This is a genomic window from Nitrosophilus kaiyonis (assembly GCF_027943725.1).
Classification (GTDB): domain Bacteria; phylum Campylobacterota; class Campylobacteria; order Campylobacterales; family Nitratiruptoraceae; genus Nitrosophilus_A; species Nitrosophilus_A kaiyonis.
The window spans coordinates 489,049-502,369 of the sequence record NZ_AP025696.1; the positions used below are offsets into that span (position 1 = coordinate 489,049).

Below are 13,321 nucleotides of genomic sequence, written 5' to 3' on the forward strand. Positions count from 1 at the left end.
AATTAAACAACTACAACAACTCCTCCTCTTCTTGGATCACCTGCACCATCGCCATAATTAGTAACTGCTTGAACGCCTCCAAAAAAGAGATTTTTCTCTTGGAAAAGATGAACTTTATAAAGTTTTTTTGCCTTTTCTATAATATCTGTGTCAAAACCAGGCTCCATAAAAACTTCTTGATTTTCTAGATGAATCCTTGGAAGCTCTACAGCTTCTTTAACACTTTTTTTATAGCAAAGAATATTGATGATTGTTTGTAAAATAGCACTTCTAATTCTATTACTTCCTGCACTTCCTAAAATCAAGAAAGGATTTTTATCTTTGTAGATTGCAGTTGGACTCATCATGGAAGGAAGCCTCACATAAGCTGGCCAAGAGAAAAAACCGTGAGGATTGAGATCCTCTTCTCCAAGCATATTATTGAGCATAATGCCACATTTTGGGATAATGTGTCCGCTACCTTCGCCATTTGTCGTTGTAACAGATGCAAAATTTCCCTCTTTGTCTATGACACTAATATGAGTTGTATTTCCCCATAGATTGATTCTGCTTTTAAATCCTTCATTATAGCCTTGCATAATATTTTTATCTTTTAAAATATTTTCTAAACCAACTTCGTGTAAAAAAGAATCTACCTGCTCTTTTCTAAAATCGGCACTTATTCTTTGAGCCTCTATGATATTTCGTAAATGAGACATAGATCCAAATGTATCAAAAGATGCATTTTTAAGAAGTGAAAGCGCAAAAGCTATCAAGATACCACCACTTGAAGGGGGAGGATTGAGATAAATTGTGCTATTACAAAAATTAATTCTGATAGGATCTCTTTCAAAAGTTTTATATCGCTGTAGATCTTCTTTTCTAATAAATCCATCACTTTTAAGCATAAGTTCTTCTATACTTTGAGCTATCTCTCCATTATAAAAAAGCCCTTCTCCTTCATGTGCGAAACTTTCCAAAAATTTGGCATAATCTTCGTTTTTATAAGGAGTTTTATCATCAATAAGATTTCCATTAGGAGCATATATTTTTTGCGACTCTGAAGTGGCTATAAATATAGGTTCTAAAAGTTTTACAAACCCAGCTTGCATGGTTGAGAGTTTAATACCCTCTTTTGCATATTTCACTGCTGGTTCAATAATACGCTGCATCGGCATAGTTGCAAATTTAGAGTGAATTGTACTTATTCCTTTAATTACTCCAGGAATGGCAATAGAGCCTGCACCTATATGAAACTCCTGCACAGCTGTTTTAAAATCTACATATATAGGATAAAATTGAGGATGATTGATCCGCTTAGGAGGAACATCTACAAAAAAATCATACAGTTTTGGCTCTTGATCTTTTTTTCCACAGAGCATAAAGCCTCCACCACCAAGGCTTGTCAATGCAGGCTCAGCTAAAGGAGCTGCAAACATAGCTGCCAATGCAGCATCAAAAGCGTTACCACCCTCTTGTAAGATAATTTTTGCAGCTTCTGCACTATTTTGATCTCCAGCTGCTACAACTCCTCTCATGTTAATATTCCTCTTTGTTCCACTCTTTTTAAATCCTTTGTTTTTTTATAGATGTCAATAAGTTCCTGTGCAATATTTTTTTTATGCATAAGAGCTATCAAAGAAGAGAGTTTCTCTTTTTCGCCTAGTTCATCAAAAACTCTCTCTTTTTCCATGCGATAAAGAGTTTCAAGACCAAACTCTTGGATAGATAATGAACGCTCATTTTGAATATAAATACCACTTAGTCCATGGCGCGCAGCATCCCATTTATTTTGCTTATGAATTTGATGGTGAAGTTTTTCCAAAGGAGCACTCTGAGCATAAAGACAAAGTGCTCTAAAAAGTGATATAAGTAGTTCAATCCTTTCAAAATCTGGCAATGCATCACATACTCGAAGCTCTACAGTACCAAAATCTGGATGTATCCGAACATCCCACCATACATCTTTGATAGATTTGACCATATTTGCATTTTCTAAAATAACAAAAAGATTCACATACTCTTTGAATGAATCAAAATATTCTGGAATACCAGCTCTTGGAAGCATCTCAAAAATTTTTGTGCGAAAAGAGAGAAGCCCTGTATTTTCACCGTTATAAAAAGGTGAGCTTGCACTCAAAGCTAAAAAGAGAGGAAGATAGTTGATACTAAAATTAAAAGCTCTCAATGCACTTGAGAGATCAGGCATACCTACATGAATATGAAATCCACATATGAGAAATTTTCTCAAAACATATTGAAGTTCATGTAAAAAGGATATATATCTAGGGTCCTTTGTTATCTCATCACGAAGGCGCTCTTCAAAGGCGTGGGTTCCAAGAGCTGTAATGCATGCTCCGCTCTCTTTTGCCTTTTTATCAACAATGTGCGCCAACTCTTGTAATTTTTGAACAGCCTCTTTAGAATTTGAACATACAGGAGTGACAAGCTCCACCATGCTCTCAAGCAGCTCTTTATGAATAAAAGGGCGCAAATCCATCGAGAGAGAATTCAAAATTTTTGGAGCCAATGGCACAACTTCAAGACTCTTTTTATCTACAAGTCTTACTTCTAATTCTGCTCCAACACTATAAGCCCTAGTTGACGGCTTAAAATTTGTATCAATCATTACCAAATCTTTATAGATTATTGCAACTCATTTTCATTGAAGTTTTTATAGATTTTTTTTAAAATCGCAAAGTGCTTAGAGGTAAAAAAAGTATTATCGCCTACACTTTTTTTAAAATTTGTAAAGCTCTTTTTTGCCTCTTTTGGCTTTTTTAAAAGAAGCTGAGCTTCTGCCATATACTCATAAGCATAATTTTCTCCCATTTCTACTGCCTTTTTGGCAGCTTCAAGCGCTTTAGTTGGTTCTTTTGATAAAAGATAATACCATGCAGCTTTTCCATAAACTTTTGTACTGTTTAAATAATCTGCATAAAATTTACACTCATTTACTTTTGAGGTATCTCCTTTTTTTGCAACATAATAGTTACATTTCATCTGAGCTTTATTGAGATTGCATTTTGTGCAAACTTTATCTGATGCAAATATAAATAGTGGTAAAATAAATAAAAGCAGTTTTTTCATTATTTTCTCCTAAAGGAATAGAATGGTTAAACATATTGTATTTATGAAATTCCCTGATTTTAGTTTAGCAAAAATAGCTAAAGAGAAACTTTTAAGTATGAAAGGAAATATTGAATTTTTAAAAGATATAGAGGTTGGTATTGATTTTTCAAGAAGTGATAGAAGTTACGATTTGGCTTTAGTTACTATATTTGAAACAAAAGAGGATTTAGAAAAATATAGAGTCCATCCATACCATCAAGAAATAGTAAAATGGCTTAAAGCAAATGATACAAAAACAAAGGTTGTTGATTATGAAATCTAACTTGACACATTTAGATGAAAAAAATAAACCCAAAATGGTAGATGTTGGAATAAAAGATGAAACTGAGAGGGTTGCAGTAGCAAGCGGAATTATAAAAATGAGCAAAGAGGCGTATGAAGCCATTATAAATCAAACTACAAAAAAAGGAGCCGTACTTCATACAGCAGTAGTTGCAGCTATTATGGGAACAAAAAAAACTCCGGATCTAATTCCTATGTGCCATCCCTTGCTTTTGACATCTATAAATTGTGATATTGAAGAGTTACCAGATCTTCCAGGATTTAAACTCTATGTTACATGCAAATTAAAAGGAAGAACTGGTGTTGAAATGGAGGCATTAACAGGTGTTAGTATAGGGCTTTTGACAATTTATGATATGGTTAAAGCTATTGATAAAGGCATGATTATAGAAAATATTCAGTTAGAGAAAAAAAGTGGAGGCAAAAGCGGAGATTTTATCCGAAAAAATATATAAAAAGGATGAAAAATGAAAAAGATTATTTATTGGATAAGCATATTTTTAATTCTTCCAAATCTTTTGCTTTCACAAGAGTTGATAACTTCATCAAAAAAATACAAATTTGAATCAGGTGACAAAATCATATTTTTTACTGATTTTAAAAAATGCCCTGTTGGTGAGACTCCAGAAGAGTTTGACGATATAAAGGGAATGATAGAGTGTGTAAGATATAAAGATCATATTTGGATTGGTGGAAGTAATAGTAATTCTTTTAGTTTAACAAAAAAAATAGATATTGGAAAAGATGATTTTTCAATAGAATTTACTTTATTACCATATAAATATAGAGATGTTGAGATAGGATTTGAACTATTTACAGAAGATCCATTAAAACCTGGAGTAAAAGCTTTTAAAACGTTAAAGTTAGATGCAGATCCAATGAATTGCAATATAAAATTAATAGGTCTTGGAGTTATAAAAGAATCACTTAGAAAATGTCCAAAAAAAGCATTTAATTTTGCAATACAAGCAAGAAGATCCCAATTACGTATTTTTCTCAATGGAAAACGCATTGGTTTTGCTCCTTTAAAATTAGATAAACCAATAATTGCTATCAAATGGTACAGATGGGGATTGGCTCCAAAACCATTTGATATACTTCTTAGTAATATAAAAGTTGCAAAATATACAAAAAAGGAAAAAAAACCAACACCTGAAAAATTGGGAATTGAAGTTAAAAAGATAAAAGAGGGTTTAAAACTAACTATCCCTGAAAAGGTTCTATTTGATTTTAATAAATTTATATTAAAGTCTAAGGCAAAAGAGGCATTAGATATTATTGGAGATATAATTCATCAAAATAGTGTAAAACAGATTGTTGTAACAGGATATACTGATAATATTGGAAGCGATCAATATAATCTTAAACTGTCTCTTCAGCGTGCTCAATCAGTTGCAGACTATCTTATCTATTGTAAAAATATTGATCCAAATCTTTTCAAAATCATAGGAAAAGGCAAAAATAATCCAATTGCAAGCAATGATACCCCAGAAGGAAGAGCTAAAAATAGAAGAGTGGAAATAAAACTGATAAAATGAAAAAGATAACAATATTAATTTTTTTAACAACATTTCTTTTAAGCTGTCCTCCTTTAATGGATAGGATTGATATATATTTTAATAAACCTGGAATAACTACTATTAAAGAGCAAAAAGATAATTTAAAAGAGATTGCTAACAATATAGGATTTAAAAACATAGATTTTTTATATGAAAATATTCCACAACTTCATATAATGCTTTATTCTAAAAAATATGTAAATAAAATCTATACAAGTATCGACCTTAGTCCATGGTTTAAAAATAAAAAGTGTATAAAAAGCTGGGAAACTTTTCATGAGTGTATGAATAAAAAAGAAAATTATGAAGATGAAATTTTATATAGAAAGCTTGACCAGCAATTTGTCTCTAAAATAATCTGTCAAAAAGGTTGTGATGATATAAATTTTGTAAAATGGCATCTTAAATGGATTTCTCCTAGTAATATCGCACTTGAAACCGATATTGACGCAAAAGGAGATTTTAAAAATATCCAAGAGGCTAAAAAAACTCTTGCAAAAATTAATGAACTTTTGAAAAAAGTTGTTTATGGTGCAAAATTTCCAGAAAATTATGATGAAATAAAAAATAAAAATGAAACATACTTTGAAAATAGTATAACTATAATTGATAAAAATATTTCTAAAAAGATAAAAAATCTTTTAAATTATCTCATAAAACAAAAAATTATAAAGGGATTACAAAAAAATGATCTAAAAGAGATTGCCAACCTTTCAAAAGGTGGAAAGATGATTTTTTATCTATCTAAAGAGTGTGATCCCAAAAATATCGCTCCACTTTGTTTTTCAAAACTCCAATTTCCAAATAAAAAATCTATCTGCGAGAAAAAAACCAAAACAGGTTGGCACTCAATATCTAATGGAAACAAAATAGATTTTGATAGTAAAAAATGCCCAAAAATTGAATTTCTTAAATAAAGCTATAAAACCATTTTAATATCAACATGGGCTTTTAATTTTTTAAATATAATTTCTCTCTCTTCTTCAGAGTGAACCAATATATCTGCATTAAAACTTTGGTATTTTCCTCTTTTGCTCTGCTTTGAAAAAGTTATGGTACATGGTCTATTTGTTACACTTTGTATTGCTTCTCTTGTTTTTCTTGCATTTTCTCCAATAACTTTATATCTCCATACTGTTGGATACTCTATTTGAACTTTTTGTTCAAAATCTTTTAACTCTTTCATTTATCTCCTTATTATATTTATTTTCATTATAACATATTACTCTTAAAAGCTTAAGTCTTGTTAAGGTTATTAAGATATAATGCGCTCATGCCTTTGATAGGCGCTAAAGTTTACGATTCGATCCCCTTATCACCTCTATAAAACTTCTCGCAAAATTTTTGCTTTAGATGTGACTTTTGATTGAATCGACATTAATTGCACATCGAAGGTAAATTTTTTATAAAGAGAGAAAATGACTTTTCAAGATTTTAATCTTAAACCCCAAATCCAAAAAGCTATAGATTTAGCTGGATTTAAAGAGCCAAGCCCAATACAAAAAGAGGCAATTCCAGTAATTTTATCTGGCAAAGATATGGTAGGCCAGGCTCATACAGGAACTGGGAAAACTGCAGCATTTGCACTTCCAGTTTTAAATATGCTTGAATTAAATGGCGAAGTTGAAGCTTTGGTTATTGTTCCAACAAGAGAGCTTGCAACTCAAGTAAGTGATGAAATTTTTAGACTTGGAAAATATTTAGGTATAAAAACAGCTACCGTTTATGGTGGAAGTTCATACTCAAGGCAACTTCATCATATAGAAAATGCTTCTGTAGTTATTGCAACTCCAGGAAGGCTTCTTGATCTATTAAAAAGCGGGAAAATAGAGTTAAATCCAAGCTTTGTTGTTTTAGATGAAGCAGATGAAATGCTTGATATGGGCTTTTTAGATGATATAAAGGCGATTTTTGAATTTTTACCATCAAATAGACAGACACTTTTATTCAGTGCAACTATGCCAAATGAGATAAAAGAGTTAGCATCAAAAATTTTATACAATCCAGAATTTATCTCTATAACAAAAAAAGAGGTTACAAATGTAAATATTAAACAGTTTTATTATGTTGTTGATGAAAAAGAGAGAGATGAAGCACTTATTAGACTTCTAGATTTTAAAAATCCAAAAAAAGCCATTATATTTTGTAGAATGAAAGTTGAAGTTGATAGATTAAATGAGTTTTTAAATTCCCAAGGATTTAATTCATTAGCGCTTCATGGAGATATAGCACAAAGACAAAGAGAAGAGGTTATTAAAAATTTTAAAAGAGGAAATGGTGAAATTTTAATAGCTACAGATGTTGCTGCAAGAGGACTTGATATCAGTGATGTTACTCATGTTTTTAACTATCATATTCCTTTTGACCCACAAAGTTATGTTCACAGAATAGGAAGAACAGGAAGAGCAGGACGCGAAGGAATAGCAGTTAGTATAGTTACTCCTCATGAATTTAAACAGTTGCTAAAAATTCAAAAAGAGGTAGGAAGTGCTCTAATTAATAAAGAGATTCCAACTTCAAGCGAATTAAAAATGAAAAAACAAAAAACTACACTTGAGACTATACTTTCTCAAGAAATAAGTAAAGAGGCAATTGAACTTTTAAATCTACTTGAGGGCGAAATTGATCTTTCAACTGCAGCATTAAAATTAGCCTCTATGGTTATAAAAAATGAAAAAGTAAGCCCAAAAGAGAAAATTGGAAAAAGCAAAAAAGAGATTGAAAAACTTATTTCTCAATTTGAAAATGAAGCTAAAAGACCAAAAAGAAGAGGCTCTTTTAATAGAGGACGAAGAAGAAGTACAAGAAGACATTAAATATTAGTAATTGGTTATTGGTATATTAGTATATTAGATTAGAAATATAATTTTTACCAATAACTAATAACCAATATACCAATTACTCATCTCTAACTCCTTTACTGCTTCAAAGCTTCACTACCTAATATCTTACCATTTATGTTCCATTCCACTATCATCTATTTTCTTTCAAATAGGTTTTGATATAATATTTAAAACTAAGAAGGCTTGGCAATGCAAGAACTTATCAAAAAGGCTATCACAAAAGAGGATTTAGAAAAAGCAGTTTCTACAATTATTGAAGATATCAAATCTGAAAAAGAGAAAAAAATTGAAGAGTTAATATCTGAAATTGATAAAATAAACAGAGAAATAGAACATGAAAAAGAGGATCTTAAAAATAGACTTAATGATGCTTTCAAACTACTTGAAAATTTAGCACAAGAACTTGAAGATGAAAAAAGATATGAACTTATAAAAATAATAGAAAAAAATAAACTAAAAAGTTTAGAGTTTTTAGGAATTTTAAAAGAAACAACAGAAGCTGCCTTTATTACAGCTATAGAAAAAAATGAAGATTTAGAAGAAACTATAAAAGAGATAACAAAAAATCTCACTTTTGAAACTATTGATACAAAAGTAGACAAAGAGCATATTGAAGATGTGGCTAAAACTATCTTACAAGTTGCCTCTGAAATTGCAAGTGTTTCTATTAATTATAGTGATGAAATTTTAAGAGGAACAATATTTGGAGTAAAAGAAGGTATATCAAAATCGATTGAAAAATTTAAAGAATCTATAGAATTTACTCCAATAGAAGCAAGAGAGCTTGTTTTTGAAAATTATGACAAAATTGTAAAAGATCTCGAAAATATAGATCAAATCTATATATCTTGCATCAAAGATATAGCATATAAAAGTGATGCTGGAATAAAAGAGAAAATATTAGAAATATCAAAAGAGCTTGAAAGTGTAATATATAGGCTAAAACATGAAGCACAAAATGCTATAAATATATTTAAAATAAAATTTTCAGATTTTACAAATGAGGCAAAATCAACAACATCTATATTTAAAGAGAAAGCCGAAGATGCGAAAAAACTTGGTCTTAGAGTTTTTGAGATGGCAAAAGCTGCTATCAATGGAGCTATAAAAGGTGCAAAAGAAGCAATAAATAAGGAAAAAAATGAAAAATAGATTTTTTATTTTTATCATAACTATATTTTTGAGTTCAAATATTTTTGCTAGTAATAATGAATTTGAAGATTTTAATAAAACTACTCAAGAGATTTTAAAGCAAGCTTATGAGATGTTTGAAAAATCAAAAGAGATAATAGAATCTTTAACAAAAACAGAACAAAAAGTATTACCTGCAGATGAAAAAAGCTTTTTGCTTTATCATAAAATTGTAAAAAACTCTCTTCCAGTAGAAAAAAGAAATGACTTTTTGATAACTGCACAGATTAAATATAAAGTTGCAATAGAAAAAGAGATATCTCTAGGGAATATTTTAATTGTTACAAATAACCAAGTTGTTGAACTATATGGAAAAGTTCCATCTAAAGAAATAGCAGATAAAATTATAGATATTTCACTTAAAACAAGAGGAGTAAAAGAGGTAAGAAGTTATCTTATTATAATTGAGAAGGGGATAATTTCTCTTTAGGAACTGGTTCGCTGATAAAGTATCCTTGAGAATAGTCTACTCCCATTTTTTCAACTTTTTCTTGTATCTCTTTATCACTAACAAATTCTGCTATTGTTTTTATACCTAACTCTCTTGTAAAATGAACTATTGCCTTTACAAGAGTTTCAGATCGCTCATCTATCAAAATATTTTTTATCAAACTTCCATCAATTTTTAAATAATCTATTCCCATATTAAGAATATAGACAAAATTTGAATAACCTGTTCCAAAATCATCAATTGCAGCTTGTCCACCATACTCTTTTATCTTTTTTATAAACTCTGCGATCAAATCATAATTTTCTACCTCTTCACTCTCTGTTATCTCAATAACAAAATTTGTTAAACCCTGTTTCTCTTCCTTTTCAAGCTCGCCTCTATTTTCCATATTATATTTTTGAATCATATCTATTATAAATTTTGAAGTATCTTTATCTAAAATATCTTGCACTGAGAGATTTATTGATAGCTCTTCTTTTCTATCTTTGAATACTTCAAAACTTTTTTTGATCATAATTTTTGTTATATCATTATATAGTTTTGCCTCTTTTGCAATATCTAAAAAGAAAAAAGGAGAAACTATTTTTCCTTCTTTGTCTATTAATCTTACCAGTACTTCATATTTTTCAATCTTTTTTGTTTTATTATTTAAAATTGGTTGAAAATATGGAACGATTTTATCATTATTTATTGCATCTTTTATCTTATCTACCCATTCAAGTTTTTTTATATATTCTTTGAGTGCACTCTCAGATTCTTTATAATATATTACTTTTTTCTTTTTGATTTTTGCCTCTTTTACTGATGTATCTGCATCCAGTAAGATTTTTTCAATATTTTCATTCCCATTTTCAATAACACCAACTCCAGCTCTTAGTAAGATTTTAAGGTTATATCCTTCATATATATAATTATATTTTTCTAAAATATTTATCACATTTAAAACTTTCTCTAACATTTTCTCTTTTTCTTTTTTTTTAAAAAATATTAATGCAAACTCATCTGATGAAAGTTTATAAACTTTACAATCTTTTGTTTGAAAAGATTTTAAAATTTCTGCGCATTTTTTTAGGACAAAATTTCCAGCCTCATAGCCAAATACATCATTTAGTTGTCTAAAATCATCAATATTCAATATCGCGATACCATATGGTTTTTCTTTTTTTAAATCTTCTAAAAGTTTTACTCTATTTGGCAAAAAGGTCAAATTATCAAAATATAGCATCCTTTTAATTTTTTCCTGAGCTTTTATTAATTCAGTTATATCTGTTCTAATAGCAACAAACTCTTTTATATTTTTATTCTCATCCAATATAGGAACAATTGTACTTTTTGTAACAAGTGTTTTACCATCTTTTGTTTTTATTTTTAAAATCCCTCTCCATACTTTTTTATCTAAAATCGTATCCCAAAGATTTTTATAAATAGATTCTGGAGTTAATGGATCTTTTAATATTGAATGGGGTCTATTTAAAATCTCTTCAAGTTTATATCCAGTTACTTTTAAAAACTCTTTATTTGCATAAGTTATTTTTCCTTCTATATCACCTTTTGTAACCAAGGTGGCACCATCAAGAGCCAACTTATATCCATTCAAAAAATTGATATTTCTTTTAATTTTTTTTATCATTTCATTAAAAGCAAATGCAATATTTCTCATCTCATCTTGAGTATTAACATCAACAGATACTGAATAATTCCCTGTTAATAATTTATGTATAACTTTTTTAAACTTTTCAAGAGGCTTGCTTATAGAAAAATAAAATCCCAAAAATAGATAATTTGTTACTAAAAACACAAATAAAAGAGAAATCGATAGTAAAATAATTTTTTCAATCTCTTTTTTTTCTTTAATTTTTAAATTTTTTTGAAAGTGGTTTAATAAAAATGTATAAAATTGATCAATATTATTGATAACATTTGACGCTTGATTAAAATACTTTTTTGGTGGTACAACTTTTTTTTGATGAACTATCTCTTCAGTTATTAAAATAAGATTCAAAATATTCTCTTTTAAATTTATAAATTTATCTTTTAAAACTTTATTTTTTTCATATAATTCTATATTGCCTATCACATCAGAAAAAAATTTTAGTTCTGCAAAAAGAAGTGCTTTCATATTATGTACTTTTTCAATATTTTCTTCACTAAAATTTTGTTGGATAGTAATTGTTGTAATAGTACCTCTTACTCTTCCTAAATACTCTTCAATTTTTGGGATCGTATCAAAAAGTAGTGAAATTATATATTGATTAGAAGCACCTTTATCTTGTCTTATATTCAAAATATAAGAAATATATTTTAAATAATTAATAATATTTCTAACAATATTTGTATGAATTTCAAAACTAATATCTTTATTTTTAATATTTTCAATCTTTACTTTTTCCCATAATTTTTTAATTTTTTTATATCTTTTTGTATCTGTGATAAAAAGATCTGATTTCTTATCTAATAATTTTATCTTTTGAAAAAGATAATCAACTTTTTTTTCATTTTTTTTTATATCTTTTTCAAAACCCTTCTCTCCTTTTAAAAATCCTTCCATCATTCCTCTATGTTTAGGTATCAAAACCAGAAGCTCTTTGAAAACTTTCAAATATTTAGTAGCAATTATCTCTTTTTTTACAAGATTTAAATTATTAAAAAAAGATTTGTATGTAACATAAGAAGGCATTATAAATGGCAATAAAACAGCAATCATCATAACTACAATCTTTTTTTGAAAACTTAGCTTTCCAAAAAAATTTATAGAAGGAGTAAAAATCTTCATATTCTAAGCTCTCTTATTATTTCAAACTCTCTTTCCAATACATATTCTGCAATCTCATTTTCAAGTTCAGGTATCAAAATAAACTCAATTCCCACTTTTTTCAAATCTATTAAACTATATTTAACTATTCCTTTAATAGCTATCTTATTTTCACCTAACTCAAATTTTATTAAAACATCATCATTAGGCTCTAAATCCTCAATAGAATCAGCATAAATACCTATACCTCCTATTGATATATCATTGATTAAAGCGTCTATTTTTGTTCCATTTTTTTCAATTTTTACTAAAATTTTCTCTTTTGGTTGTACTCTTACATATTTTCTTTTTTCTTGAGGAAGTTCAGTAAACTCAAAATCACTTATCTCGATATATTCAAACTCTTTCATGCTTTTTATTTTTGCTTTAATTGATTTTGGGAAAGATTCTATTTTTAAAAATATCTCTTTATTCTCTTTAAAAATATTAAAATTGCATTTTTGGATATCTAAAAAAAGTAAATTTTTTTCTAACCTTTTAATAATTGATTTACAGCTAACTGGAACCTCTTTGTAAAAATCTAAAATAACAACTTTTCTATCATTTTTTATAATATTTTGAATTAGAGATATAATTAACTCTTCATCCTCTCTTTTTTTGTTGTTTTTTACATGATTTAACTCATCTTCTATCTCTTCATAATATTTTGCATAAGCCCTATCAACATTAACAAGATAGATATCAATTAAAGATAAAAGAGTTTTTATCTTTTCATAATCTTCATTTTTTTTCAATGTATAATCTATAAAGTCTCTTGTAAGTCTCATTGTAGATTTAATAAGCACTTTTTTAAGATCAATTTTACTTTTCGCAACTTTATATGAAAAATTATATAGTTCATTTTGGGGATCTTTTTTATATAAAAAAAGTAATATATAAAGCTTTTCACCTATAGTAAAGAGGGTATTTATTGATAAAATTTTGTTTTTAGTTTTTGATACCTCTTTAAAAAGCTCTTTTGCAAAATTTTCTACAAAATTATTTTTCTCTTTTTCAAAAAAATCTTTCTCTTTTTTAATAACATTTAATAGATCTAATATATTTACATTCATTTTTTCATCCATAAATATGC

At 28.1% G+C, this 13,321-nt stretch carries 13 protein-coding genes; 7 read left to right on the forward strand and 6 right to left on the reverse strand.

What is annotated here, in order from left to right; translation table 11 throughout:
* Positions 1-2: 2 nt before the first annotated feature.
* Genes ggt through QML81_RS02520 form a run of 3 tightly spaced genes read right to left on the reverse strand, consistent with a single transcriptional unit; the run spans position 3 to position 3,069 of the window.
* A complete protein-coding gene (gene ggt, locus QML81_RS02510; RefSeq protein ID WP_281951619.1) occupies positions 3-1,517 on the reverse strand; it encodes a gamma-glutamyltransferase in 1,515 nt (504 codons plus the stop codon).
* On the reverse strand, positions 1,514-2,608 hold the full coding sequence (locus QML81_RS02515) for a carboxylate-amine ligase (protein WP_281951620.1): 1,095 nt from the start codon (positions 2,606-2,608) through the stop codon (positions 1,514-1,516). The genes ggt and QML81_RS02515 overlap by 4 nt, the downstream gene beginning before the upstream one ends.
* A gap of 17 nt (positions 2,609-2,625) precedes the next feature.
* Positions 2,626-3,069, reverse strand: coding sequence for a hypothetical protein (locus QML81_RS02520; RefSeq protein WP_281951621.1), 444 nt, complete (start codon positions 3,067-3,069; stop codon positions 2,626-2,628).
* Positions 3,070-3,091: 22 nt separating this feature from the next.
* Between QML81_RS02520 and QML81_RS02525 the strand changes: the two genes are divergently transcribed.
* Genes QML81_RS02525 through QML81_RS02540 form a run of 4 tightly spaced genes read left to right on the forward strand, consistent with a single transcriptional unit; the run spans position 3,092 to position 5,869 of the window.
* On the forward strand, positions 3,092-3,373 hold the full coding sequence (locus tag QML81_RS02525) for a Dabb family protein (protein WP_281951622.1): 282 nt from the start codon (positions 3,092-3,094) through the stop codon (positions 3,371-3,373).
* Positions 3,363-3,848: a cyclic pyranopterin monophosphate synthase MoaC gene (moaC, locus tag QML81_RS02530; RefSeq protein WP_281951623.1), complete on the forward strand. Its 486-nt coding sequence runs from the start codon at positions 3,363-3,365 to the stop codon at positions 3,846-3,848. The genes QML81_RS02525 and moaC overlap by 11 nt, the downstream gene beginning before the upstream one ends.
* Before the next feature lie 12 nt (positions 3,849-3,860).
* Positions 3,861-4,931: an OmpA family protein gene (locus QML81_RS02535; RefSeq protein WP_281951624.1), complete on the forward strand. Its 1,071-nt coding sequence runs from the start codon at positions 3,861-3,863 to the stop codon at positions 4,929-4,931.
* The gene (locus QML81_RS02540) at positions 4,928-5,869 is read left to right on the forward strand and encodes a hypothetical protein (RefSeq protein ID WP_281951625.1); all 942 of its coding nucleotides are present in this window, start codon (positions 4,928-4,930) and stop codon (positions 5,867-5,869) included. The genes QML81_RS02535 and QML81_RS02540 overlap by 4 nt, the downstream gene beginning before the upstream one ends.
* Positions 5,870-5,871: 2 nt before the next feature.
* Here QML81_RS02540 and QML81_RS02545 read toward each other — a convergent pair whose 3' ends face one another.
* A complete protein-coding gene (locus QML81_RS02545; protein WP_281951626.1) occupies positions 5,872-6,138 on the reverse strand; it encodes an HP0495 family protein in 267 nt (88 codons plus the stop codon).
* Positions 6,139-6,370: 232 nt separating this feature from the next.
* Between QML81_RS02545 and QML81_RS02550 the strand changes: the two genes are divergently transcribed.
* The 3 genes from QML81_RS02550 to QML81_RS02560 all read left to right on the forward strand — a co-directional run bounded on the left by QML81_RS02550 (position 6,371) and on the right by QML81_RS02560 (position 9,416).
* A complete protein-coding gene (locus QML81_RS02550; RefSeq protein ID WP_281951627.1) occupies positions 6,371-7,768 on the forward strand; it encodes a DEAD/DEAH box helicase in 1,398 nt (465 codons plus the stop codon).
* A gap of 216 nt (positions 7,769-7,984) precedes the next feature.
* On the forward strand, positions 7,985-8,947 hold the full coding sequence (locus QML81_RS02555; protein WP_281951628.1) for a DUF6781 family protein: 963 nt from the start codon (positions 7,985-7,987) through the stop codon (positions 8,945-8,947).
* Positions 8,937-9,416 (forward strand): BON domain-containing protein, encoded by a 480-nt coding sequence (locus QML81_RS02560; RefSeq protein WP_281951629.1) that lies wholly within the window; start codon positions 8,937-8,939, stop codon positions 9,414-9,416. The genes QML81_RS02555 and QML81_RS02560 overlap by 11 nt, the downstream gene beginning before the upstream one ends.
* Here QML81_RS02560 and QML81_RS02565 read toward each other — a convergent pair.
* Entirely contained in the window at positions 9,385-12,210 is a 2,826-nt protein-coding gene (locus QML81_RS02565; protein WP_281951630.1) for an EAL domain-containing protein, read from the reverse strand. The two genes, QML81_RS02560 and QML81_RS02565, sit on opposite strands and share 32 nt — an antisense overlap.
* Complete coding sequence (locus QML81_RS02570) at positions 12,207-13,301, reverse strand: PilZ domain-containing protein (RefSeq protein WP_281951631.1); 1,095 nt, start codon at positions 13,299-13,301, stop codon at positions 12,207-12,209. The genes QML81_RS02565 and QML81_RS02570 overlap by 4 nt, the downstream gene beginning before the upstream one ends.
* Positions 13,302-13,321: the final 20 nt, after the last annotated feature.